The 24446-nt window shown below is 38.7% G+C and carries 23 protein-coding genes and 6 pseudogenes; 10 read left to right on the plus strand and 19 right to left on the minus strand.

The features are described 5' to 3' along the window. A pseudogene (locus M5F03_RS01395) lies at positions 1–105 on the plus strand (IS5/IS1182 family transposase); the annotation flags it as partial. 580 nt (positions 106–685) lie between these two features. Here the strand turns inward: M5F03_RS01395 and M5F03_RS01400 are convergent. The 6 genes from M5F03_RS01400 to M5F03_RS01425 all read right to left on the minus strand — a co-directional run bounded on the left by M5F03_RS01400 (position 686) and on the right by M5F03_RS01425 (position 4580). Then, a complete protein-coding gene (locus M5F03_RS01400) occupies positions 686–1129 on the minus strand; it encodes a hypothetical protein (RefSeq protein WP_127800628.1) in 444 nt (147 codons plus the stop codon). Continuing rightward, the gene (locus M5F03_RS01405; protein ID WP_227591931.1) at positions 1129–1416 is read right to left on the minus strand and encodes a hypothetical protein; all 288 of its coding nucleotides are present in this window, start codon (positions 1414–1416) and stop codon (positions 1129–1131) included. The genes M5F03_RS01400 and M5F03_RS01405 overlap by 1 nt, the downstream gene beginning before the upstream one ends. 64 nt (positions 1417–1480) lie before the next feature. After that, positions 1481–1912 carry a hypothetical protein gene (locus M5F03_RS01410; RefSeq protein WP_249706097.1) on the minus strand — a complete coding sequence of 144 codons (432 nt, stop codon included), beginning with the start codon at positions 1910–1912 and terminating at the stop codon, positions 1481–1483. A gap of 17 nt (positions 1913–1929) precedes the next feature. Next, a complete protein-coding gene (locus tag M5F03_RS01415; RefSeq protein ID WP_249706099.1) occupies positions 1930–2187 on the minus strand; it encodes a hypothetical protein in 258 nt (85 codons plus the stop codon). A 619-nt stretch (positions 2188–2806) separates the two neighbouring features. Further along, positions 2807–4213, minus strand: coding sequence for a hypothetical protein (locus M5F03_RS01420; RefSeq protein ID WP_249706102.1), 1407 nt, complete (start codon positions 4211–4213; stop codon positions 2807–2809). Between the two features lies 1 nt (position 4214). After that, positions 4215–4580: a hypothetical protein gene (locus M5F03_RS01425; RefSeq protein WP_249706104.1), complete on the minus strand. Its 366-nt coding sequence runs from the start codon at positions 4578–4580 to the stop codon at positions 4215–4217. Between the two features lie 75 nt (positions 4581–4655). Between M5F03_RS01425 and M5F03_RS01430 the strand changes: the two genes are divergently transcribed. From M5F03_RS01430 to tnpC, 4 genes and pseudogenes are all read left to right on the plus strand, one after another. Continuing rightward, the gene (locus M5F03_RS01430; RefSeq protein WP_249706106.1) at positions 4656–5300 is read left to right on the plus strand and encodes a hypothetical protein; all 645 of its coding nucleotides are present in this window, start codon (positions 4656–4658) and stop codon (positions 5298–5300) included. 309 nt (positions 5301–5609) lie between these two features. Beyond that, positions 5610–5993 carry an IS66-like element accessory protein TnpA gene (tnpA, locus tag M5F03_RS01435; RefSeq protein WP_249706107.1) on the plus strand — a complete coding sequence of 128 codons (384 nt, stop codon included), beginning with the start codon at positions 5610–5612 and terminating at the stop codon, positions 5991–5993. Further along, the gene (gene tnpB, locus M5F03_RS01440) at positions 5990–6325 is read left to right on the plus strand and encodes an IS66 family insertion sequence element accessory protein TnpB (protein WP_249706109.1); all 336 of its coding nucleotides are present in this window, start codon (positions 5990–5992) and stop codon (positions 6323–6325) included. Before tnpA ends, tnpB begins: the two co-directional genes overlap by 4 nt. A gap of 143 nt (positions 6326–6468) precedes the next feature. After that, positions 6469–7816: pseudogene (gene tnpC / locus M5F03_RS01445) on the plus strand (IS66 family transposase). A 31-nt stretch (positions 7817–7847) separates the two neighbouring features. Here the strand turns inward: tnpC and M5F03_RS01450 are convergent. The 3 genes and pseudogenes from M5F03_RS01450 to M5F03_RS01460 form a co-directional block, all read right to left on the minus strand. Beyond that, positions 7848–8438, minus strand: a pseudogene (locus M5F03_RS01450) (RHS repeat domain-containing protein); the annotation flags it as partial. 15 nt (positions 8439–8453) lie between these two features. Beyond that, positions 8454–9098, minus strand: coding sequence for a hypothetical protein (locus tag M5F03_RS01455; protein WP_249706111.1), 645 nt, complete (start codon positions 9096–9098; stop codon positions 8454–8456). 54 nt (positions 9099–9152) lie between these two features. Further along, a complete protein-coding gene (locus M5F03_RS01460; RefSeq protein ID WP_249706114.1) occupies positions 9153–9578 on the minus strand; it encodes a hypothetical protein in 426 nt (141 codons plus the stop codon). Between the two features lie 359 nt (positions 9579–9937). Between M5F03_RS01460 and M5F03_RS01465 the strand changes: the two are divergent. After that, positions 9938–10699, plus strand: a pseudogene (locus tag M5F03_RS01465) (IS5 family transposase); the annotation flags it as partial. Between the two features lie 226 nt (positions 10700–10925). Here M5F03_RS01465 and M5F03_RS01470 read toward each other — a convergent pair. Continuing rightward, the gene (locus M5F03_RS01470) at positions 10926–12290 is read right to left on the minus strand and encodes a trimethylamine monooxygenase (protein WP_249706116.1); all 1365 of its coding nucleotides are present in this window, start codon (positions 12288–12290) and stop codon (positions 10926–10928) included. Between the two features lie 503 nt (positions 12291–12793). Here M5F03_RS01470 and M5F03_RS01475 point away from each other — a divergent pair. Continuing rightward, positions 12794–14111 (plus strand): annotated as a pseudogene (locus M5F03_RS01475) (ISNCY family transposase). 74 nt (positions 14112–14185) lie between these two features. After that, on the plus strand, positions 14186–14983 hold the full coding sequence (locus M5F03_RS01480; RefSeq protein ID WP_180079186.1) for a tetratricopeptide repeat protein: 798 nt from the start codon (positions 14186–14188) through the stop codon (positions 14981–14983). 350 nt (positions 14984–15333) lie between these two features. On the opposite strand, the pseudogene M5F03_RS01485 reads toward M5F03_RS01480, so the two are convergent. Then, positions 15334–16003 (minus strand): annotated as a pseudogene (locus M5F03_RS01485) (transposase family protein); the annotation flags it as partial. Between the two features lie 306 nt (positions 16004–16309). Here M5F03_RS01485 and M5F03_RS01490 point away from each other — a divergent pair. After that, positions 16310–17791, plus strand: coding sequence for a PAS domain S-box protein (locus M5F03_RS01490; protein WP_180079185.1), 1482 nt, complete (start codon positions 16310–16312; stop codon positions 17789–17791). Continuing rightward, complete coding sequence (locus M5F03_RS01495; RefSeq protein WP_180079184.1) at positions 17782–18429, plus strand: response regulator transcription factor; 648 nt, start codon at positions 17782–17784, stop codon at positions 18427–18429. The genes M5F03_RS01490 and M5F03_RS01495 overlap by 10 nt, the downstream gene beginning before the upstream one ends. A gap of 34 nt (positions 18430–18463) precedes the next feature. On the opposite strand, the gene M5F03_RS01500 is transcribed toward M5F03_RS01495, so the two are convergent. From M5F03_RS01500 to M5F03_RS01535, 8 genes are read right to left on the minus strand one after another with little or no spacing between them, the layout of a single operon-like run. Next, entirely contained in the window at positions 18464–19456 is a 993-nt protein-coding gene (locus M5F03_RS01500) for a 2Fe-2S iron-sulfur cluster-binding protein (protein WP_249706118.1), read from the minus strand. A gap of 5 nt (positions 19457–19461) precedes the next feature. Further along, entirely contained in the window at positions 19462–19794 is a 333-nt protein-coding gene (locus M5F03_RS01505) for a non-heme iron oxygenase ferredoxin subunit (protein WP_180024898.1), read from the minus strand. Beyond that, on the minus strand, positions 19791–20561 hold the full coding sequence (locus tag M5F03_RS01510; protein ID WP_180095336.1) for an SDR family oxidoreductase: 771 nt from the start codon (positions 20559–20561) through the stop codon (positions 19791–19793). Before M5F03_RS01510 ends, M5F03_RS01505 begins: the two co-directional genes overlap by 4 nt. Then, the gene (locus M5F03_RS01515) at positions 20558–21082 is read right to left on the minus strand and encodes a flavin reductase family protein (RefSeq protein ID WP_180024911.1); all 525 of its coding nucleotides are present in this window, start codon (positions 21080–21082) and stop codon (positions 20558–20560) included. The genes M5F03_RS01510 and M5F03_RS01515 overlap by 4 nt, the downstream gene beginning before the upstream one ends. After that, positions 21069–22340 carry a styrene monooxygenase/indole monooxygenase family protein gene (locus tag M5F03_RS01520; RefSeq protein ID WP_249706122.1) on the minus strand — a complete coding sequence of 424 codons (1272 nt, stop codon included), beginning with the start codon at positions 22338–22340 and terminating at the stop codon, positions 21069–21071. Before M5F03_RS01520 ends, M5F03_RS01515 begins: the two co-directional genes overlap by 14 nt. A gap of 34 nt (positions 22341–22374) precedes the next feature. Then, positions 22375–22866, minus strand: coding sequence for a nuclear transport factor 2 family protein (locus tag M5F03_RS01525; protein WP_180024901.1), 492 nt, complete (start codon positions 22864–22866; stop codon positions 22375–22377). A gap of 12 nt (positions 22867–22878) precedes the next feature. Then, positions 22879–23232, minus strand: coding sequence for a hypothetical protein (locus M5F03_RS01530; protein ID WP_179998700.1), 354 nt, complete (start codon positions 23230–23232; stop codon positions 22879–22881). Positions 23233–23243: 11 nt separating this feature from the next. After that, positions 23244–24446: an aromatic ring-hydroxylating oxygenase subunit alpha gene (locus tag M5F03_RS01535; protein ID WP_225543735.1), complete on the minus strand. Its 1203-nt coding sequence runs from the start codon at positions 24444–24446 to the stop codon at positions 23244–23246.

Raw genomic sequence — 24446 nt, forward strand, 5'->3', positions numbered from 1 at the left:
ACTTTCAAAATCCTTGCCGAGCGATATCGTAATCGAGGAAAAAGACTGGGCTTAAGATTCAATTTAATTGCGGGAATCTATAATTTAAAGCTGAGCAAAAAATGAATTATGAAAGAAGTCTAATGTAAATGAAAAAATAAGGGATAATTTTTCAACATTTCTTTTAGTTGTGAATCAGCTATTTTGTGATATCTATCATTCCCATAAAAAGCTTTAAATGAGGTATTAAATTTTATATTTGATATTTCTCTCCAGTAAGCACTGGGAAACATACTCAAATAAAAGAAATCAAATGGTTCCATTAGTCTTTTAAATTTTCTCTCATCCTTATATATAATTGTACAAATTCCTTTTAGATAAATATTGGTATAGATATAAAGACTTATGAAGAAGATCCACAATAAAATAAAGAATAAAAGCCCGACCATTCCGATGAATGTTGTAGGTTCAGTTTTATATAACTTAATAATAAACTCTATCATTTATTTTCCATAACTTTTTCAACTAAATCGTATGATTTACCAGCATAGTGACCTGCAATCTCAGATGTACCTTTAGCGGCAATAGCAGCTCCAGCAGCAACAATACCAATAACAATTAATCCTGTTCCACCTGTCGCAAGACAATTAAATAACTAGCTTTTTTAGAAGAAACCGAGGTATTAACCTCGGTTTTCGATAGAACTCTAATTTTTTTTAAAATACTGGTCCACAGAGTAGCCAAGAAACAAAAAGAGCAAACTTAAAATTCCAGATAGCATAAATAGATAATGAAGATAAAAAAACATTGGGTAATTTTTCAAAAACTCTTTTAACTGATAATCACCTATTTTTTGATATATATTATTCCCATAGAAAGCTTTAAATGAGGTATTAAACTTTATATTTAATATCTCTTTCCAATATGCACTAGGCAAAACACTTAAATAAAAAAAATCAAATGGCTCCATTAATCTTGCAAACCGTTTCTCATCCTTATACACAATTTTGCAAATTTCTTTTAGATAAATATTAATATAGATATAAAGGCTTATTATAACCACCCATGCCACTACAATAAATAAAATACCAACTAGAATAATAAATAAACCAGGTCTATCTTTAGACATAGATAATAGAATTTCCAACATTATTTATTCCTAATTTCGTCAATATAGTCATAGGCTTCACCTACGCCATATCCTGCAATTTCACTAGCACCCTTTGTAGCCATTGCTCCTGAAGCAGCCACAATACCTATTACAATCAACCCAGTTCCACCTGTGGCGAGTCCAATCACAATAGCACTCACTACTGCTCCAGCAACCAAACCAGTACCGACTTTGGCAGTCTCAACAATCGTTGTTCTTGCTTTGTCTTCTGGCGCGGCTTCATATACATTTACACCAGAACTCACAACATCCGTAGTAATAGACACATAGCCTGCTATTTTAAGAAAAAACCGAGACATTAAGCTCGGTTTTCAATAAAACTCTAAATTTTTAAAAATACTGATCCGCAATAAAACCCAATAACAGCAAAAGTGTTCCCAAAATACCTGACACAATGATCAAATAATGTAGATAAAAAAATACGGGATAATTTTTCAACATTTTTTTTAATTGGGAATCACCTATTTTTTGATATACATTATTCCCATAGTAAGCTTTAAATGAAGTATTAAACTTTATATTTGATATTTCTCTCCAATAGGCACTGGGCAACATACTCAAATGAAAGAAATCAAAGGGCTCCATCAATCTTGTAAATCGTTTCTCATTCTTATATAAAATTTTGCAAATTCCTTTTACATAAATATTGCTATAAATATAAAGGCTTATGAAGAAGACCCACAATAGAATAAAGAATAAGAAACCAAAAGCAAAGAGTGCAAAAATATGATCTGTAATCAATAAATTGATAATTTTATTCATTTATACTTTCCACTTTATCATATATACCCAGCCCCGTATCCTGCAATCTCAGATATACCTTTAGCGGCAATAGCAGCTCCAGCAGCAACAATACCAATAACAATTAATCCTGTTCCACCTGTAGCCAAACCAACAATTAATGCTGCTGTAAATGTACTAGCAACAATTCCAGTTCCTAACTTCACTGTCTCAACAACTGTCGTTCTTGCTTTATCCTCTAGTGCAGCTTCATACACTTTTATGCTCGAACCTACAATATCCGTAGCAATAGACACATAGCCTGCTATTTTAAGAAAAAAACCGAGACATTAACTCGGTTTGGCTGTGTTGCACAAAGATTTCATAACTATATGATTTTAAAAGTTTTGATTGTTTTTTGATCCAAAATTAAATTTATTTAAATCAGATGCTTACATATTTATGCAACAAAGCCACTCGGTTTTAGTTTTTGATAGAGTTTCAAATCTTTTTAAAAATAATGTGCATGAATGTATGCATAAAGCATAAATAAAGTACCTAAAATACCTGACACTATAACCAAGTAATGTAGATAAAAAAATACAGGATACTTTTTCAACATTTCCTTTAACTGGGAATCACCTATTTTTTGATATAAATTATTCCCATAGTAGGTTTTAAAAGAAGTATTAAACTTTATATTTGATAATTCTCTCCAATAGGCACTGGGCAACATACTCAAATGAAAGAAATCAAAGGGCTCCATCAATCTTGTAAATCGTTTCTCATTCTTATATAAAATTTGGCAAATTCCTTTTAGATAAATATTGGTATAGATATAAAGGCTTACGAAAAATACCCACAGCAAAATAAAAAATAAAAGCCCCAACGTTATGAATGGAATCTTTTTAAATAAAATTAGTATAATTTCCATACTTATTTGCTCACATTTTCTTCAATAACATCATAAGCCGTTCCTGCACCCCATCCAACAATCTCAGATGTACCTTTAGCGGCAATAGCAGCTCCAGCAGCAACAATACCAATAACAATTAATCCTGTTCCACCTGTCGCAAGTCCGACAATTAAATAACTTGCATAAATTCCAAAACCAATACCAGCGCCAACTTTAGCAGTCTCAACAACTGTTGTTCTTGCTTTGTCTTCAGGTGCAGCTTCATATACTTTTATGCTTGAACCTACAACATCCGTAGCAATAGACACATAACCCGCTATCTTTAGTTGTGTCGCAAACTTACCTATTTTGCCCATTTCTTTGGCGTATTCTTTGAGTCCACCTTTAAAGTTATTGTCTCTAACCAATGCCGATTGCTTCAACATACGGCGCATATTGGTAGTTTTAATCGACTGATCCCAACGCAAGAATTTCTTAGTTCCTTCGTTATCTAACTCCCTATACAAGTTTGCATACTTCTGTTTGAACTGGGTAAAATTTTTAGGGTTTGCTAACCCTGAGCCTTTGGCTTGTTCTTCGGCATACTTTAGAGCGAGTTCACCATGTAATCTGTAAACCCGATGCGCTTGTCCCTCAACCAATGATAAAGAAGCATCAACCGCCATCTTGTGCTCAAAAAATCCATCTTCTTCTTGCTTATTAAATTTAATCGTTAGGGGATGGTCATTTTCTTCAAAGATATTTTTATTAATAATCTTGGCGTTTTCTCTCAATAATGCATCGTAGAAAAATTCATAGTTTTGTGCGAAAAACACCGCATCAAAATCTTTATCCTTTTTCATTTGCTCTAAATTTTGATGTGCCTGCTGTGCTTGCTTTTTATATTCGGGTAATTCCTTCGCTGTGGTTGAATTTGAGATAATTACCACCTGCCCAGGCTGCAAAACACCCATTGAAACCAAATTGGTTAAATGTGGATTGTTCGCTTTTAAAATTCCCCAATCTTTCTCAGTCAATGGCTTTTTAAATACACGTTGTGCCCAAGTCATCACAGGTTCAGACTTTTTAACTAAATACCAAGCAACCTCTCCGTCATTGATTTGTATTTCTTGTATATTTTCTTTGGTTTTCTCAGTAGTTCTAGTTGTCGTTTTAAATTCAAATAAGCTCCACTTATTTGGCTCAGGATAGGCTTTGGCTGTCACCGTTTTGATGACCTCACCCCGATATTTGATTTTATACATCAACACGCGATTCGGTTGATAGATATGAAACCACTTACCAAATCCTTTTTCGTCAAAGCTTCCTTCGTCTTTGAAAGTTGTCTTGCCTAGTTCTCTGTTAACAACTAAAAACTGAAAGGAAAAGTCTTTATATTGCAGAGGCGGATTTACTTTAAACTGTAATCGTGAATAGTACGTTGCCATGTTATTCTTCTTCTCCACCGACTTCTTGTGCTTCTTCGATTTCACTCGCCATCACATGAGTCACAAGATCTTGAGCTGATGGTGTTGTATTCAGTTTCATTAAACCTTCGGCATTGGTTACGCCTTTCTGCAAATTACCTGCTTGATCAATAATAAAATAAGGCTTATTTGCAAGTGGAATATTGTCTTTCGCTTTCACTAAATATTGAAGAATATAAGGTTGTTTAGCGACAGGCAAGGTCGGAAGTTGAGTTGAAACTTTCGCTCCATTCTTAAACAAATGCTGCCCTGCTTTTGCTTCGAATTTTGCAGGGGTAATAAAAGTAATTCCTTCTTTATTAATAATTATTTGAGAGCCACCAGCCACTTTATGTCCTTTTAATTTGACAATAATGGTCGTGAGAATACAATAAAATCCCAATCAGAGCATTAACTTTCTCGTATGACGTTTATCATCTCAATCCAATTAGAAGATAGTATTATCGTTGCTGCTGATAAACGTGAAGCAACCAAAGATTATGAATTCCTCTCGGATGATTCAGATAAGCTCTATTTTTGGAAGGATGGCATCATTGCTGGCACAGGGGAAAAAACTGTTTTAGATCGTGCAGTTGAGTTCTTTATTAAATTATCCAAATCCAATCTTGAAGACCTGCCAAAGTGCCTAAAAATATCAAGAATGATGCGAGAGCTAGAAGTACATCATTTCCATATTCAAAACTCAAAATTGACCTATTCTGAATATACCGAAACAGGTGCGCAACTTACATCAATACAGCCTGATGAGCATGGTGAATACATCGCAAAGAAATTTGAAACCAACGAGATTATATTATCTTTCTTCAATCCTGATATTTCGGCTATCGTTGCGAATCTGCAAGATTTATATGCCAATCTTAGACCATTTTCTTCATTTGAAAATCAGAATGACTGGATCAATCATTATTTGAATCATTTGTGTCAAATTTTTAAGATTCAAGCCCATAAGGATAATTTAATGAGTCCTTGTTTTGATGTGTACTTTCAAAACAAAGAGACCTATATATATGGACATATTGCCAATACACATACGGCATTAGCAATATAATTTTATTGAATGAGAGTAAGCCAATTCCCATTGTCCAGTCATAATGCCACATCATGGTGATGTCATTTAATTCTATTTTTTACTGTGACAAGTGTGACAGATCAAAATAATTTTCTTTATTACACGTAGTTATAAAATAAATTTTGTCAGTAAGCGTCCGCTGAGCCCCACTTTTTCTAACTCATTAATACCGCGATAGTGTCCACTAAAATTTAAGTGGACAGTAAACGTCCGCTGAACACACCTTATGAATTCATCCTATAAGCCTTAATTTAGTCCCCACTTAAAAACAAGTGGGGACTAAAATTTATGACTACAAATCACCAGACATCCATCGCATCTCTTGCGAAAAAACGAAGAACATACAGTGCTGAATTTAAACAGCAGATCGTTCAGGCTTGTAAAGCACCGGACGTTTCAATTGCTTCGGTCGCTTTGCAACATGGATTGAATACAAATCTTGTATCCAAATGGATTCGCTTAATTGATGGTAAGCCAGGGAATGATCACTCACCACTACCGAATAAACCTGCATTTATTGCCTTATCTTGCTCTGCACCATTAGATCCTACTCCTACTGACATGTTAACGGTTCAAATTACTTTACCCCACTCAAAAGCAGAAATTGGCTTGAAATGGCAAGTATCAGAAATATCTGCTTTAGCAGAATTACTCAAGGCACTTGCAACATGATCCGCATTGATGAAATCTGGCTTTCTACCCAACCTCTGGATATGCGAGCAGGGATGGATACTGTCATGACTCAGGTGGTGAGAGCCTTTGGCTACATTAAACCGCATTGCGCCTACCTGTTCTGTAATAAACGTGGCCATCGTATGAAAGTACTGGTGCATGATGGACTGGGCATCTGGCTGTGTGCCCGGCGGCTGGAACAGGGCAAATTTCACTGGGCTAAAGTTCACCAGGGTGAAAGCGTAGCTCTCAGCCCGGAACAGTTAAAGGCACTGATCCAGGGTTTGCCCTGGCAGCGCATTGGACGACAGCAGGTGGTGACGATGCTCTAAACTAGGCTGGTCCATTCTGCTATTCTCCAAACGTTCTATTTCATTCTTCTCATGACCTCAGGCATACTGCGGTCATGAAAATGCTGCCCGATTTAAGCCAACTGACCCATGAATAACTGCTGGAATTTACCCAGCAGTTGGCAATGCAGCATCAGTCTCTGGCACAATCAAATCAAGAATTAGAAAAATCAAACCAGCAATTGGATGCCAATGTTCAGCATCTTTCTATTCTCAATCAAAAATACGAGCATGAACTGGCGCTGTTTAAAAAGCATAAATTCGGCAGTAAAAACGAACATCTCACCGCAAAACAAATCCATCTATGGGACGAAGCGGTCGAAGAAGATATCAGTGAAAAACTGAATTTCAGACCGGCACAGTTCTATAAGGAACAGCATGTTCGTGGCAAATGGGTCTGTGATCAGTGCGACACCCTGACTCAGCAAGCGATGCCCGCCTATGTGATTGATAAAGGTATTGCCAGTCCTGAACTACTGAGCCATGTGCTGGTCTCGAAATACGCTAATCATTTGCCGCTGTACCGTCAACGTCAAATCTTTCTACGCGCAGGAATTGATCTATCCAGATTAATCCTGTCCGACTGGATAGGTCGCTGCGGTGTAGAACTGGAACCTCTGGCCAATGCTTTAAAAGAGGTGGTGCTGCAACAGCGGGTGCTGCATGCAGATGAAACACCAGTCACCATCATGCGGATGGGTGAGAATGATAAAAAACCGAAGAAAGGTTATGTTTGGGCCTATGACACTACACAGTACAATCCAGTTCAAGCCGTGATCTATGACTTTCAGGATAGTCGTTCAGGTCAACATGCTGAAGCGTTCCTGAAAGACTGGCAGGGCCATCTGGTCTGTGATGATTACAGCGGTTATAAAGCACGGTTTAAATCAGGTCAGGTCCTTGAGGTGGGCTGCATGGCGCATGCGCGTCGTAAATTCCATGAACTGCATGTGACCAAAAAAAGTCAGGTCGCTGAACAGGCATTAGTGCTGATTCAGAAACTGTATGCGATAGAAGCAGAACTCAGGAAAAAGACCGATGGTACAGCAGAACAGCGCCGCGAATACCGACAACAGCATAGTCAACCGGTGATGCAACAACTGTATGAATGGCTCAACCAACATCAACTGACTGTGCCATCGAGTTCTCCAACCGCCAAGGCGATCAATTACACTCTGAAGCGTTGGCCAGCTTTTAAGCCGCTATCTGGATGATGGCAATCTACCGATTTGCAATAACTGGGTGGAAAACCAGATGCGCCCCTGGGCGTTGGGACGTAAGAACTGGTTATTTGCAGGTTCGCTGCGCAGCGGTCAGCGAGCAGCCAATATTATGACATTAATCCAGTCAGCAAAGCTGAATGGGCTGGATCCGTATGCGTATTTAAGTGATGTGCTGAAAAGGTTGCCGACACATAAAGTGACTCAGATTGAAGAATTATTGCCACATCGCTGGAAATCCAACTCAAATTAAAAAATAGGCATAGGGTTCAGCGGACGCTTCCCATCAGGTCACCGTCCCAACCAAATAAAGTCAGGGTTTGTGCATTTTGGTTTTTCTTAAACAAGCGTCGTCCAAATACATCATAACCATATTCAGTTACCAGACCATTATGATCACTGCGAACCAATCTGTTCAGGTTATCCCACGTCAGTTTTAATGGTTTGCCTGCATGGCTGGTTTCAATCACATTGCCTTGTGCATCGTATTTATAGTTTCTACCTTTATATTACGATATCAAATTGCTTTTTATTTGAGATGTTTGCGTGGCAATCGGGTCAATCAAATTCCCTGCTGGGTCAAAAGTAAAGCTTTCGTTTTGATGTAGGCTTTGACTCTGCGTTAAACGGCCAATTGCATCATACTGATACGTCAGCTTACCTAATCGGCTATCGTCCACCTGAGTTAGTAGATAATTTTGATCATAATGATACTGCCGTTCCGCCTGATGCTGTACATACCCTAAGGTTTCTTGCTCTGGCTGAATCAACTGTGAACTGAGTAAGCCTACATCATTATAATTTTTGCTTTGAACCAATCCATTGGCAAGCATCCGCGCAGTTTCACGGAGCACGTCATCGCGCTGGAATGCCACCAAGTCTTTTTTATTTCATTCTTTATCAAATTTGTAATTAAGACCACTAAAAAAATAAAATCTTTTCAATGTAAATTCCCAGAATATTAATATCATCAAGATTATGGCATATACCGAAAGATTTGACTTAATACCTGGCATCATTTCACCAGCATAAAATTCAAATGGTGAATTAATGACTATAAAATACGGTCCAATAAAAAGCATATATGAGACTATAGCCATTTGTGCAAAAAGACTATCCCCCCAAACTTTTCCATTTTTTTCTTCAAAATCAGCAGAATAACCATCTAAATTACCATCCACAACAAAATTATCATCTTTATATTTTTTCTGCATTTTTTTAATCTTACTTAAATTCAATACTGTATCTAGTATAAAAAACAAGAACATATATTTTAAAATAGTTATCCAATCATTATTTAAAGTTAAATATACTGCACCAAGCATTAATAATGAAATTACAAAAATAATTAAATACAGGAAAATAAAATATTTATTATTGTAATTTAAACGACCGAATAACCAAGAAACACAAATAGTTAAACTCCCTAGCAAAAGAATCCAAAAATAACCATAATAAAGATAAGACCAAAATGGCAACAGAAGGAATGCTACGGTTGCTAAAAGGGATTTATTAATTAATTCAAATTTTTTCACTACAATCTCAATTTAAAATAAAGCTAAAATTATACCTTTCAAAAAAAATCACAATTAAATATCACACATCTTTTTATTAAATGGAATTGTAATCAATTCCTTGTTTTTTAAATTAACATATTTATACTCATACACAATATCCAAATTAGATAAGATAGTAATTGATTCACAAATTTCATCTATCTTTGGCTTAGAATAATAATATTTTCTCATATCAGCCGCCTGATAATCACTAATACTTTCAAATGAAACCATGTAAATATAGGTTAATTTATTATCAGAAAATTTAAAACCCACCCATCTAGTATAATTATCTACATTCACAGGTAGTTTATTCTTCTGTTCACCAACATACTCTCTTACTAACTTTAACTCATTTTGTACCTCATTTCGATCAACATCAACACCGTTCACAACCTTATTTTCAGCACACGCGCTGAATTGAAGACAAATAAGAATAAGCATTATTACTTTATTCACAACATTTAAACCTTTTGAATTTTTCCCAAACACACCATCTTTAATAAAAACCTAATAAACACCAATTCAAAATATAATATGCCCCAGATATAGAAAATAAAAAAACAATTCCTTTTGACAACCCATTAAGTGAAAAATATATCCTCAAACTTAATGATGCAATTAACTACCTTAAATTTATTAATTTTTTAGGTTACTATTAAAAAACCATTAGCTAAAATTAAAATCAATCAATTGGACAACCAGTTGATTTTTTATTTCTATCGACATCTTTATAGAAAGCAACCCAAAAATACACCCTATTATTATCTAAATCATCCCGGAAATAATTACCCTCCCTATCTTTTAATACCTGTTGGTGCTGCTTAATGATTAAATCCTTATTTCGTCTGTCTTTACGTATGGTTACTGGCTTTGTGCAAAGTCTGATTAAACTTTGCGGATTAAATTGGATAGCTCCAGATTACACCACGCTTTGTAGAAGACAAAAGCATATTGATATTGTAATGAGCTACCAAAAAAGTAGCGATGGGCTGCATCTACTCATAGACTCTACAGGCATGAAGTTTCTAGGTGAGGGCGAATGGAAGCGCAAGAAACATGGACCTGAATATCGTCGCCAATGGCGTAAACTTCATATTGGTATAAATGCTAAGACCCTACAAATACGAGCAGTTCAGCTTACAAACAATAATGTCAGTGATTCACAGGTGCTTGGTGATTTACTTAATCAGATTCCACAAGATGAGCGGATTGACTCTGTTTATACTGATGGAGCTTATGACACCAAGCAATGCCGTCAGGTCATTGCAGATCGGCAAGGACATGCGGTGATTCCACCTAGAAAAAATGCGAAACCATGGAAAGATACAAAGAGTAGCTCGCTAGAGCGAAATGAATTACTTCGAACAATTAAACGTGTAGGCAGGACACTATGGAAAAAATGGTCAGGCTATCATCGGCGAAGTTTGGTTGAAACTAAGATACATTGCATCAAATTATTAGGAGATAAACTCAGTGCAAGGAGTTTTGATAGCCAAGTGAATGAGATCTATGCACGTGTAGCAGTCCTTAACAGATTTACGGAATTAGGTCGACCACTTACCCAAGTTACGCCTTAAATTTGGCTCCATTAGGGGCGCTTTGCATTTCAAATCTTTGTGCAACAGAGCCTTATGGTTACATAGAAACTTTTTAGATGAATATTCAATCTTCTAATATTTTATTAGCAATTTTCAAATGTGATTCTGCACCTTTTAGATAAACTTACTCGTGTATATGAATTTTATCGTATAAAAATGGGAGCAAAGCTCCCATTTGACTTCTAGCTACTTTTCTAAATTTTGGCTAAATAAAATTTTTCTCTTTAGCACCTTCTGAATCTAAATAGTTCTCTAAAGAATCATCGAGAGCTTCTAACCAAGGCGTATGATGTGGTCTTGCCATTTTTCCAGTCATAACTGAACGATACGTTTTATCTCTAAATTCCATAATATTTTCTTTCTTGTGCGTTTTCCACTGCATGAAAATATTGTGCACCCCATCAACGTCAAAATTAGGGTAATCTGTTTCACTAATTAAATATTTCACATATTCACCTTGGAAACGTGCTTTCTTTTCATCTGTACTTAGAGCTTTCTCTTCTAAATGCTTCTTCTCAGTATGATGTTGCATTTCCATGATATTTGGCAAAGAAATTTTACCTAATATGATATCTCTAACATACCAAGCTTGGGCATCAAACATATTGAAGGTATACCATTGATCTTGCATACCTAGATAAAATAAACGGGGATTTTTTTCCCATACCACACCTTGGTAAAGATCTAGTGGATATAAACAATTGTGTGTTCTTAAACGCAATTTATCTTCGATAAATGGGAAATGATGAAGATAACCAGTACACAAAATAATCGCATCAACTTTTGCCGAAGTACCATCTCCAAAATAAGCTTTACGTTCATCTACACGTATTAGCTGTTTTTTCTCAGACCAATTTTTCGGCCATCTAAAACCCATCGGTTTGTTACGATAACAACTATAGATTTGCTTCGCGCCATATTTGTAGCATTGTGAACCGATGTCTTCAGCCGAATAGCTACTGCCCACAAGCAGTACCGTTTTATCTGCAAATTCACGGGCATCACGAAAATCATGGGCATGTAAAATACGACCATGAAAATGATCAAAGCCTTTATATACAGGTACTTTTGGTGTCGAAAAGTGCCCTGAGGCTACAATCACATAGTCAAACTCTTCCACATAGTGTCTTTGGTTCTTGTAATCTTCTACTTCAACAGTAAATTTCTTTTTATGTTCATCGTAGCAGACATGCTGCACCGCGGTATTGAATCTGACCAAATGTTTGATCTTGGCTTTTTCCGCACGACCCTTAATATAATCCCACAACACTTCTCTTGGTGGGTAAGAGGCGATGGGCTTTTTAAAATGTTCGTCAAACGTATAATCCGCAAACTCTAATGCTTCTTTTGGCCCATTAGACCACAAGTAACGGTACATACTACTATGAACGGGCTCTCCATTTTCATCTACACCTGTACGCCAAGTATAGTTCCATTGCCCCCCCCAATCACTTTGTTTTTCAAAACATATAATTTCGGGAATTTCTAGACCTTTGGCCTTTGCTGATTGGAATGCTCTTAATTGTGCCATGCCACTAGGACCTGAACCAATAATTGCTATTCTAGTCATCGCTATCTCCATTAGTTTTAATAGCTTCGCCTATCTCCAATTTTGATTTTATTTAGGATCGTAAGAATAGTTTATGTACAAACCTAAATTTATAGATTAAGGATAATCCACTCAAAATAGGATGCGAAGTAAAAAAAAATATTGTAGGCTACATTTATATTGGATATATAACATACAGAAAAGAATAAAAACTATATCATAAAAACTCATATAAAAATATAATATAAATAATAATATTAAATATAACAATTTAATTTCTAAATTTTTTTAATTTAATTTTGAATAACCTGAAGATCAGTGTAAAAAATCCTTACACTATAAAGCTTTAATGCAGAAGGCTATCAAACAACGTTTCATAGCCTAGAATTTTAATCGTATATTTAACATAAAATCTCTTATGCGAAGTCTCTTTGTTAGAACCCATTTAAAGTGTCTATATTCTCACCAATAAAAATGTCTAGTTTATGATGGTTTAACCATCATGGGCTGGATATAAAATATAGATGCTGATCACTATGTCTGATAAAGAAATTCAACGTCTTGCTGTACTGCAAGATGTTCGAGATCATCGTATTACCCAAGTCCGTGCTTCTGAAATCCTCAATCTTTCCACCCGTTAAATTACCCGGTTATTGCAGAAGCTCAATCAAGATGGTGTCTCAGGTATGGCACATGCCAGTCGTGGTCAACCTGGCCATCGTCGCCATGATGACTTGTTAAAATCAAAGTGCCTTTCCATTATTGCTGAACATTTGCTGGGCTTTGGACCCACCTTGGCGCATGAGAAGCTCAGCAGCATGTTTGGTCTGAATATTCCTGTGGAAACGGTTCGTCGCTGGATGACTGCCAATGAGCTCTGGATTCCGCGATCCAAGCGCCTGAAGCGTCCATATCAGCCACGTTATAACCGGGATTGCTTCGGTGAACTGATCCAAATTGATGGCTCATATCATGACTGGTTTGAAGGTCGAGCTGCAAAATGCTGCTTGTTGGTTTATATCGATGATGCCACTGTTCTGTGAGGCGAAAACGACTTTCGACTATATGCTTTCAACCCGAGCCTATATTGAACAATACGGTAAGCTTCTGGCCTTTTATAGCGATAAACATTCGGTCTTCCGAGTGAACCAGAAATCGAGCTAGGACAGCAAAATCACGCAATTTGGACACATTCTGAATGAATTAAAGATCGATATTATCTTTGCCAACTCCCCTCAAGCCAAAGGCTGTGTAGAACGCGCCAATAGAACGCTTCAGGATCGCCTGATCAAAGAGATGCGTCTAGAAGGCATCAGTTCAATTGCAGATGCCAATAAGTGGCTGCCGTGCTTTATTGAGCAATTTAATCGTAAATTCGCCAAGATGGCCTTTAATCCCAAGGATCTGCACCGGACTATCACTGAAACAGCCGAAGAATTAGATGATATTTTTACCTGGCGTGAACCCCGCAGGGTCACGAACAGCTTGACGATTACTTATGATAAATGCGTATATATCTTGGAAAACAGCGAAGAAAATCAAAGATTGGTCGGCAAGTATCTTGAGTTCCTGGAATATCCGGATGGTGCTGTAGCCATTGAATATCAGGGAAGAAAAATCAATTACAGCATCTTCGATAAATTAAGTCAGCTCAATCAACGAGAGATTGTTGAGAATAAACGTTTGGGTTCTGTGCTGGCACATATTCAACAACAGCATGAACAACTGGAACACCAAAACAAACGCAATCGTTCTCAAAAGATGCCACGTAGACAAGCACAGAAAACAGCGATTGAACAACAGAATTTGAATCCTGTGCTTGACTTGGAAATGTCCATATAGGACATTTCTACTTGGGAATAACATATGAGGCTATATACTTATAGCCTACCCAAAAAAAGTAGTTCAATTTAATTATGAATTTCATACCCAATAAAAAAATAATAATTCTTTTATCAATTTTATCCTTGTCTGCATGTAGCCAGACATCTGATTTTGAGGATATTGAAGAATCAGCAAATCGTGGAGATGCCTTGTCACAAACTCTGCTAGGTGAAGCTTATGTCAATAGCAAAGGCGTTTCTCAGGATTATAAAAAAGCGTTTGAGTGGTATAGCAAGGCTGCCGAACAAGGAAATGCTGATGCTCAGAATAATCTTGGAGCACTATACGCCAGTGGTCAGGGGGTAGCTGAAGATGATAAGAAAGCGTTTGAATGGTATAGCAAAGCTGCCCAACGAGGAAATATTCAGGCTCAAAATAACCTTGGTGCAGCGTATGCTAATGGTGAAGGTGTAGCTCAAGATTATAAAAAGGCCTTTGAGTGGTACAGTAAATCTGCCGAGCAAGGAAATGCTGATGCTCAATATAGTCTAGGATTTATTTATGAAGATGGTAGTGGTGTCACTCAAGACTATAAAAAAGCCTTTGAGTGGTACAGTAAATCTGCCAAGCAAGGAAATGCTGATGCTCAATATAGTCTAGGTAGAATTTATGCCATTGGCCAAGGTATCACTCAAGACTATGAAAAAGCCTTTGAGTGGTACAGTAAATCTGCCGAGCAAGAAAATGCTGATGCTCAATTTACAGTGGGAATCATGTATCTTCGGGGTAATGGAACTACCCAAAATAATGAAAAAGCTGAAATATGGCTAAAAAAAGCTGCTGTTAATGGTCATCAAGACGCTGTATCCCTTTTTACAGATGACCAGTAATAAAACCCATAGATATCGAATAGATGCCAAGGACGTGAATTAATGTGTGTCATGGCGTACAAAATCCCCCCGAACTTATCCCAAAAGTTGTCCGCAGAAATTGGGGATAATTTAAGCCAGTGCTGTCTTGATAACGCAGAGAAAAATGAAAAAATGATTAAATATTGATCAAATTTATTGGCAAGAAGTATCAAAATTGCTTAAAAAGAAACCGACTTGTTTCCAAGTCGGTTTTTGTTGTTCTTCAGGGGGATGAATTTTTTAACTATATAAAAAACAAGGAAATTTTAAAAAGCTGTTATTCCCCAATTAAAATGTCTATGCGATAAACCATTTAAAATGTCCTGTTTTTAACTACAAGAGTCAAGCACAGGATTTAAATTTCTTTGTCCAATGATGGCTTTCTGAGCTTTACGACTCGGCATACTTTTCTTGAGACGGGAACGTTTATTCTGTTTCTCCAAATCTTCATGTTGCTGCTGGATATGGGCTAGAACCGAGCCTAATCTTTTATTCTCAACAACTGCATTTTGCTGTAGTCCAGCCAGTTTATTGATAGTTGATCTTCCGTCCTTCATGCATGATCGCTACAGTACCATCCGGATATTCCAGGAACTCAAGATACTTGCGGACCAATCTTTGATTTTCTTCGCTGTTTTCCAAGATATATACGCATTTATCATAAGTAATCGTCAAGCTGTTCGTAACCCTGCGGAGTTCACGCCAGGTAAAAATATCATCTAATTCTTCGGCTGTTTCAGTGATAGTCCGGTGCAGATCCTTGGGATTAAAGGCCATCTTGGCGAATTTACGATTAAATTGCTCAATAAAGCACGGCAGCCACTTATTGGCATCTGCAATTGAACTGATGCCTTCTAGACGCATCTCTTTGATCAGACGGTCCTGAAGCGTTCTATTGGCGCGTTCTACACGGCCTTTGGCTTGAGGGGAGTTAGCGAAAATGATATCGATATTGAAATTGCTCAGAACACGTCCAAACTGGGTAATCTTGGTGTCTTTTTAAAAAGAGAATACCTTCTTATATCTAAAAGTTTTCTTTGTATTTATGAATAATAAAAATTATTTACCTTTATTAGTCAAAATAAAACGTGAATATGGTACTAACCTTGCTTAATAAATAGGGATAGAGATAAACACTTAAATGAGCATTTGTATATTGTTTAAAGTATGTAATAAGACTCTAAGTCTAATTGCACTACTGCACAATTTGCTGCATTATCGAATAAAATAACAACAAGTGTTTATCAGTGAAGATCAAACATACCTCTACCAGATAGCTGGACGCCATCCAAGGTAAGGAACATAATGAACAGCTTAAATTATTATCAAACCATTTTTGATAAAGCGGGTGATGCTATTTTCGTGCATGATATCGGCAGTGTCGAATTCATGGACGTAAATGAAGCAGCTGAAAACCTCACCGGTTACAGTAAATCCGAATTAACAAAAATGAGTGTAGAAAAAATCAGCGCGCATAGCCATGGGTTTGATTTTTATCATGCATTAAAAAAGGTTCAACAGGCTGCTAGCCATGAAGCGATTACTTTTGAGTGGATCATCCAAGCTCAAGATCAACGACAAATTCCTGTTGAAGTTTGCCTAAAAACAGTTGAAATTGAAAATCAACCTAAGTTATTAGCACTTGTCCGCAATATTAGCGAAATCAAAAAGTATCAATATGCTCTACAGTCTAAAGATCAATATTTCAAGATGCTTCTGGAACACTCGGGAGATGGTATTGCTATCCTCGACTTGCAAGGTAAGTTGCTCTATGCCAGCCCTTCTCTACAACGTATTCTCGGTTACCGCGACCGTTTTGTACTCAACAAAAATATCTTGAATGTGATTCATCCTGATGACCGCATGAATGTACGCCAGTTACTTTTTAGAAAATCCTCTCACCAAGCTGCTGGTGTGATTCACTATAAAATCATGCATCATAATGGCAAATGGCGACATCATGAAGCCACCTATCGCAACCTGCTTGATCATCCTGAAATTCAGGGCATTCTCGTCAATTATCGAGATATTACCGAACGAATCGAAGCAGAAAAAATGGCTCGAGCAAGGGAAAAACAGCTGGGTCATATGTCACGCTGCAAAACCATGGGAGAACTTGCAACTGCTTTAGCACATGAATTGAATCAGCCACTTGCAGCTTTAAACAACTATGTTGGTGGTAGCATTATTCGGATTCAGAAAGGTTTGGCAAATACCACTGAAACACTCGACGCTATGAATGCAGCATTAGATCAGACCCAGCGGGTCAATAAAATCATTCACAGTATGCGTAGCTTTTTACGTAAGGGCGAAGCCAATTTTCAAGTTCACTCTCTAAATAAACTGATTCAGGATCTACATCCACTGATAGGCTTAAAAGCAGATCAAATTGGCTGTGTCATACATTATGAATTAAGCGTTTCACCTATTTATATTTCTGCCGACGAAACTTTATTTAGTCAGGTCATTATTAATTTGGTCTTTAATGCGGTCGATGCTTTACAACGTAACCCAGAAGGAAAGCGCGACATCTTTATCCGTACTTGGGAGCACAACCAACATGCCCGTATCGCAATTGCTGATAACGGCCCAGGATTACAGGGTCAAAATCCTGAACAATTATTCGAGTCATTTTATTCTAGCAAAAAAGACAGTATGGGTATTGGTCTGACGCTATCCCGCAGCATTATTGAAAATCATCATGGCTACTTATGGGTCTGTGAAGGTGAGTCTGGTGCCATTTTTAATATCTCTTTAGCAGCACAGGAGCGTGCAAAATGTATTTAACTAATTCTCATGTTCCCGAGCCCATTGTGTATGTAATAGATGATGATCAAGACATTTGTAATTCACTCACATGGTTGCTTGATTCAGTGCAACTCGAAACTAAAACATTCAATAGTGCTACTGAATTCCTAAATTTTCAGCGCCCGCAAACGCCTGCATGTTTAATCCTTGATATTCGTATGCGAGGGATGAGTGGCTTGCAACTACAACAACAATTGAATCAACAAAAAATCCGTATGCCAATCATTTTCATGACTGGTCACGGCGACATTCCAATGTCGGTCAATGCGATGAAAGCTGGGGCATTTGATTTTTTAGAAAAACCTTTTAATCCACAGCATATGCTTAATCAAATCCAAGCCTGTCTGCAACTTGCTGAACAAGACTTTATTGAAGAAGAAAAACGTCAAGAACAGATGATTAAATTGAAATCTTTATCACCAAGAGAAAGTGAGATTATCAATTTATTGGTCGATGGACTTTCGAGTAAACATATCGCACAAATGTTGAATATCAGCCATAAAACAGTAGAAATTCACCGCACGCATATTCGGCAGAAGTTAGGTACAGAATCCATTGCCCAAATTGTAAATATGGTATTGATGTGTCGAGATAAAACTATACAGGCGATGGGTTAACCTATCGCCTGTTTTTTGAAGATTAATAAAGGATTTAGAAGAAACGGTCGAAATGCACTTGTTGAAGTGGAATACCTGCCTGATACGCCATTTGTTCAATAGATTTTACCATTGGCGGTGGCCCAGCACAGTATATTTCATGTTGGATCAGTTGCTCACCTAAAACATCATGAATGATTTCATGAATAAAGCCTGATCGAATACCTTCGATCAATTCAGATGAAGTTGCTGGAACATAATTCAAGCGTGAACCTAATTCAGTCCAATCCCTTAACTGATCTTCTGTCAGTAGATCACGCTGTTCACGTCCACCATGAAAGAACCATACCTTATGATTTTGTAGTTGTGGATTAACTGCGACTCCACGGGCAATTGCCAACATCGGTGCTAGACCTGAACCACCAGCGACACAAACAATTGGTCGTGGCTGCTCTTGTAAATGTGCCAAACCATATGGGCCATCGATCTGAATCACGGCACTTTGTCGCTGTTGCTCATCAAATAGCAGATTGGTCATTTTGCCATCTACTACACGGCGAATCTGGAATACCCACATGCCTTCATCATTCGGCAAATTCGACATCGAATAAGCACGTAATAATTGCTGGTTTACTGAAAGCAAAGCATATTGACCTGGAATAAACTGCGCTGGTTTCTCTGACTGCAAATGGATTTCTAAAATATCGTGTGTAATCGGCTGTACATATTTGAGCTTGACGGCCTGTTGTTTTGGCAGAATTTTAGGCGTGCATTGTTCATCCAAACGGACTTTAATAACACAATTAGATTTAGGTCGGCATTGGCAAGCCAAAAAACGGCCTTTGCGGCGATCACGATCGCTCAATCCAGGTGCTTCAGCCCATAGATTATCTACTTCACCAGATAGCACTTCTATTTTACAAGTCCCACAGCCACCAGCATTGCATTCGTAAGGTAAACCAAGACCTTGACGAAGGCCGCCGCGCAGCAGCACGTCGTCTGCTGCACAATGAAATTCCCCTTGCCCTTCAATTTGGATTTTATACATCGGTATCACTCCACAAGATAAATCCGATCTTCGCGGACGATAGACTGATAGGTTTTTAGCGGGATGGTACAAGGTGCTCCACAAGGCTCACCGGTTTTAATATCGAAAGCACCGGCATGAAACGGACATTCCACTTCACAGCCATCAATTTCACCATCAGCCAGTGAAGCATCACCATGGGTACAGGTATCATCAGTGACATAGAATTCACCATCTTCTAGGTGGAACACCGCCAATGGCGGATATCCCTCAATAATCACCTGTAAACCTTCACCCTGTTCAATATCGGAAGTCAGGCAAAGAAATTTTTCTGCAATATTGGCCATTTTGATATTCATTTGCTTAACTCCTCAATCGGTGAATCTGTCGCTTCAGGCCCCAAAGTGTGATAACCGCCATCAGCATGAATCACACTGCCGGTCAGCAGTTTCGCTTTCGGGCTACATAATAGGCTTAAGGCTTCAGCCACTTCTTCAGCATCGGCAATACGGCCTAGCACATGGAAACGGCCTGCAACTCGATCAGTTTTAGGACGGTCATTACCTGAAATCATCTGCATCGGCACCGACCAGGTCCATCCGAGGGATAAAGCATGAACACGAATACCATCAGCAGCCAAATCCAATGCCATGCTTTTGGTCAGTTGTTCTAAGGTTGCTTTAGAGGCTGGATAAACCCAACGCTCTTTTTGGGCAATGCGGGCGCTAACACTGCTAATATTAATGACAGCCCCATCATTGCTGGCCTGCAGCAATGGTCTACATACCTGTACCAAAGCTGCATGACCAAACACGGTCACATTAAATGTATTTTGCCAATCGTTACGTGTAGATTGTGAGCCATGATCTTCATACAGACAGGCCAAATTCACTAAAATATCTAGTTGATTTAGTTTACTAGCTAAAGCTTGAATACTTTCATCATTAGCGAGATCTAGATATTCATAACGACTTTGGGTTTCAGCTGCCACCTGCCTGCCTTGAGTTTCGTTAATGTCAGCAATAATGACGTCCGCCCCCAAACTTTTTAATTCTTTGACTACTGCCTGGCCAATGTGAGTTGCGCCCCCAGTGACCAGAACCACTTTATTATTCAGATTGGTCATGAAACCTCCTTGTATTGTGGCCATTCGGTAAATTGCCCTTTGCAGAACAGTAATGGGCGTTGATTGCTATGTCGGCACTGTTCAATTTTCCCCAAGAAAATCTGGTGATCGCCTGCTTCAATCTGCTGTTCCCGGCGGCAGATAAACTGCACTACGCAACCTTCCAGTAGCGGTGCTTTAGTAGTTTCAAGATTCCAGCTCCCATGCTGGAATTTGTCTGGAATTGGCTTAGCAAAATTGAGTCCGATTTCTTGCTGATCGGCTCCCAGAATATTGATGGCAAAGTATTCTGAATTTTCAAAAACTGTACGGCTTGGTGAATGATTGACTAGACTCCAGAGCACCAGCGCAGGATCAAGAGATACCGAGCTAAAAGAATTAATCGTAAGACCAACAGGTTGTTGCTGTTCATCTAGACAAGTGACAATCGCGACACCAGTGGCAAAACCGCCGAAGGCCTGCCGAAGCGCTTTCGCTTCAGCTAGGTCAACGTCCTGCCACAAAACTTCAGGCAGCTGCATGTTGAAACTCCTCACGTGACAGATATTCTTTAGCCCCTTCTGCACCATCTACGGCTGGCCAGAAACCGCACGGGTTGTTGAAATGCCCCATAAAGTCATCCGCAATCGCTTGGTTCTGTGAGGCTGCAGCTAATACTTGTAATAAGCTCTCACTTGGTGGATTTAACAATAGATTCGTGAATTCAGTCGTATAGCGACCTGACTTTTCCCAGAATTGCTCGAATACTTCTGTCATCCAATCTGCACTAAAGTCTTCATCACCTCGTGCTAAAATCGCAGCTAAATAATGCTCCACCATACGGGTTGCATTGTTTGCGCCTTGTCCTGCGATTGGATCATTTACAATGACAGTGTCTCCAATCCCCCAAATTTTTGCACCGTTATCTAAGGTTGCAACAGGATCTCGAACTTCAGGGCGGAATGCACCTTTGAGCCATGCGTTTGGATCACTTAATTCCATATTATCGACCATACGGAAGCTTTGATCTGGTGTTACTTTGGCAACCGCTTCTTTCATGCGTTGGACCATTTCTTCGCCAGATGTTACATCATCGAAGATATCCATTGGACCATTCGGTACACATTCAAATAAGAAACTACGACATGGACCATGCGTGTGACTATAGAACGGCATACTGAAGTATTCGCCTGCACCTGCAACAAAATTAAAATGCAAAGTCTGAGATGGTTGACCTTGCCAACTGTTTGGACCGCATAAATCATCACCTACGACGAGTGCTGCAGCCAATTTGCGAGGAGGAGTGTGATGTACTGAGCGTGATTCGTTGCGTTTGAATAAACTGGTGATATTGCCCTTACCTGCTGCCAAAATCGTCAGATCATTTTCAACAGTGATTACTTCCAAATCTTCTGGACTGACATTTTGAATGATGAGCTTGCCACCACGGCGCGGATATTCCTCTAACCAACGGTGATATTTGGTTCGTTGGTCCATGGCAATACCGTCATTATCATGTAAAAAACCTGTCACAGGTAACATGATATCGCCGTTTGGTGCACGAAAATCGACATGCAATGCTTGACCACGATGCGCTTTCCTATCCCAAAAATTTAAGCCCAATCTGCGCTCTAACTCTAAAGTTCCTTCAAAAAACATTGTGGTACTGACCATACGACCATGTAACAACTCATCCGCAGGGCGATCTACATATAAAGTGACATCATATTTGTTTTCGAGTAGTGAGAACGCCAGTAATAAACCTGCTTGTCCACCACCGATAATTGCAATTTTTCTCATCTTAAATTCCCTTTAGGCCGTATTGATTCAGTGCCTATTTAACTGTGTTCGGATAGGGTTGATTGAAGGTCAAATTCAATTCGACGCGTTCAAATTTCCATTCACCCTGCTCATTCCGACTTACTTCTGTTTTATAAAATCCACCTAAGCAACAGGTCGTTGCAGATTTAACTTGATCTGTTGCTGCTGTTGTTGATTCCTCGGCTAAATTACAGACTTCCCATAACATCCAAGTTGCCTTTGCATGGTCTTGATCTAGGAGCTGTATATCGGGCATGGCCATAATATGTAAGCTCCATAACACTTGAGCCTCTGCAATATTGGACAATGCCTCTAAAATATTTTGACGTCCTTGATACTCCCCAAAACCCTTAGCACACCAAACGGCATTTTGGTGAAATACATGCTGTAAAATGGCTGAATTGTTGCGCTGATCAGCCGCTGTTGCATAGCGACCGATCAGGCCACGAATCGCCTCGCAGGCCTCCAGATAATGCAAACGCTGTTCTAGATTGTGCTGGCTCATCCTGTATTCCTCTTAAACGTTGACCACGTCACCAGTTTCATAAATGAAACGGTTCTCCGCAAATGCATACGGTACGCCAACTGAACCCTTATAAAGCTCGATGTGTGGTGCAACTTCAGCAAAGCTGAGACTTAACCAATACAACTTATGAAGCTCTTCAGGTAAGGTCCCTAGGGCATATTGATCGAGTGCGGCAAGTAGCTTGCGCATTTCGGGCAAAATAGCATCGTAAAATGCTTGCAATTCTTCTTTGGTTGAGTTCAAACGCGCTTCATGGCGTTGCTTACCCGTTCCTAAAGCCCATTTCGCAACAAAAGGTTCTAAGCTTGCAAAGTCAGCTGGCAACTGTGAAATGATGTTTGACATGTGCATTCTCCTTATGCGCGATTTAAATATTGTTCAAGTACGTGGTAACCGTGACGAATCAAGATCTCTTCATCTTGAAGGTGCATCACTTTTTTTGCTTTAGATTCAAGGGCTGCTTGAGTGTCTTCCATGGTTGCGGTGTCTTCTAACCAAGCGTTACGTTGTAAGATTTGTGCAAATTCTTGTGCCCAACGCTCCGAATAAGTTTTCGCTTTAGGAATGTAATAACGACCTTCCCAACGTGTTTGATTGTGCCCAACTGGCCAGAATTGATGCGTAAACCACACCCCTTCAGTCACGTGCACCAAAATGTTTGGGAAAATGACAGACAGTTCGAAAGAGAAGTCATCACGGTCATTTGGATTGACTGTTTTTGGTAACTGAACACGTTCATAGTGATTGACTAAAGAGGCACCTGTAATCTCGCCCGACAATGCTGCAGCAGGTTTTGGATTGGCATTCTTGGTCAGACACACTGCACAGGTACGGTGATCACCAAACAACTGTACTTCCTGTAGGCCTGAAGCAAAGACATTCGGGAAAGAGCCAGCATGAATGGTTGTAACGTGATAGGCTTCAGCAAATGCGTCATGAGCGACTTTCCAGTTACAATTTAATAAGGTGTTATAGGCAAAGCACTCTTCCATTTCATGAAAAGGGTAACCCCCTAAATGTTTACCCATATCACCGAGGAATTCTTCAATAGATTGAGTGCCGTCATTATCCAAATTGATGAAGATAAAGCCTTCCCAAACTTGAGTACGAATAGGCGCCAAACCGTTATGACCTTTATCAAAACAAGAAGTGAATTTTTCTTCTTCCGGCACGCTGACCAAATCACCTTTAGCATCGTAAACCCAGCCATGGAAACGGCAAGTCACGACTGCAGCTTTATTTGAACCAAAAGTTTCATTGCCAGTCTCCACCACAACTTTATTGCCACGGTGTGAACAAATGTTATGAAATCCACGGATTTCACCATCTTTGCCATGCATTAAAATGACTGAGGTTTTAGCAAAATCTAAGCGTTTAACTTTGTAGTCACCTTTATTTGGTATTTCTTCTACACGCCCCACTTTCAACCAGACTTTTGAGAAAACCTTTTCAATTTCCTCTTGATAGATCTCTGGTGAAATACATGGTTCGGTTGGAATCGGCTCAATACCAAGTTCTGGATATAAATCGCCCCAACGAAGTTTTGCATTACTGTTCAT

This window comes from Acinetobacter amyesii, assembly GCF_023499985.1.
Taxonomy (GTDB): Bacteria; Pseudomonadota; Gammaproteobacteria; order Pseudomonadales; family Moraxellaceae; genus Acinetobacter; species Acinetobacter amyesii.

Bases quoted from the DNA above. Each gene is read 5' to 3' on its own strand.
- M5F03_RS01400 (WP_127800628.1), bottom strand. From the start codon at position 1,129: ATGTTGGAAATTCTATTATCTATGTCTAAAGATAGACCTGGTTTATTT.
- M5F03_RS01410 (WP_249706097.1), bottom strand. From the start codon at position 1,912: ATGAATAAAATTATCAATTTATTGATTACAGATCATATTTTTGCACTC.
- M5F03_RS01420 (WP_249706102.1), bottom strand. From the start codon at position 4,213: ATGGCAACGTACTATTCACGATTACAGTTTAAAGTAAATCCGCCTCTG.
- M5F03_RS01430 (WP_249706106.1), top strand. From the start codon at position 4,656: ATGACGTTTATCATCTCAATCCAATTAGAAGATAGTATTATCGTTGCT.
- tnpA (WP_249706107.1), top strand. From the start codon at position 5,610: ATGACTACAAATCACCAGACATCCATCGCATCTCTTGCGAAAAAACGA.
- tnpB (WP_249706109.1), top strand. From the start codon at position 5,990: ATGATCCGCATTGATGAAATCTGGCTTTCTACCCAACCTCTGGATATG.
- M5F03_RS01470 (WP_249706116.1), bottom strand. From the start codon at position 12,290: ATGACTAGAATAGCAATTATTGGTTCAGGTCCTAGTGGCATGGCACAA.
- M5F03_RS01480 (WP_180079186.1), top strand. From the start codon at position 14,186: ATGAATTTCATACCCAATAAAAAAATAATAATTCTTTTATCAATTTTA.
- M5F03_RS01490 (WP_180079185.1), top strand. From the start codon at position 16,310: ATGAACAGCTTAAATTATTATCAAACCATTTTTGATAAAGCGGGTGAT.
- M5F03_RS01495 (WP_180079184.1), top strand. From the start codon at position 17,782: ATGTATTTAACTAATTCTCATGTTCCCGAGCCCATTGTGTATGTAATA.
- M5F03_RS01500 (WP_249706118.1), bottom strand. From the start codon at position 19,456: ATGTATAAAATCCAAATTGAAGGGCAAGGGGAATTTCATTGTGCAGCA.
- M5F03_RS01505 (WP_180024898.1), bottom strand. From the start codon at position 19,794: ATGAATATCAAAATGGCCAATATTGCAGAAAAATTTCTTTGCCTGACT.
- M5F03_RS01510 (WP_180095336.1), bottom strand. From the start codon at position 20,561: ATGACCAATCTGAATAATAAAGTGGTTCTGGTCACTGGGGGCGCAACT.
- M5F03_RS01515 (WP_180024911.1), bottom strand. From the start codon at position 21,082: ATGCAGCTGCCTGAAGTTTTGTGGCAGGACGTTGACCTAGCTGAAGCG.
- M5F03_RS01520 (WP_249706122.1), bottom strand. From the start codon at position 22,340: ATGAGAAAAATTGCAATTATCGGTGGTGGACAAGCAGGTTTATTACTG.
- M5F03_RS01525 (WP_180024901.1), bottom strand. From the start codon at position 22,866: ATGAGCCAGCACAATCTAGAACAGCGTTTGCATTATCTGGAGGCCTGC.
- M5F03_RS01530 (WP_179998700.1), bottom strand. From the start codon at position 23,232: ATGTCAAACATCATTTCACAGTTGCCAGCTGACTTTGCAAGCTTAGAA.
- M5F03_RS01535 (WP_225543735.1), bottom strand. From the start codon at position 24,446: ATGAACAGTAATGCAAAACTTCGTTGGGGCGATTTATATCCAGAACTT.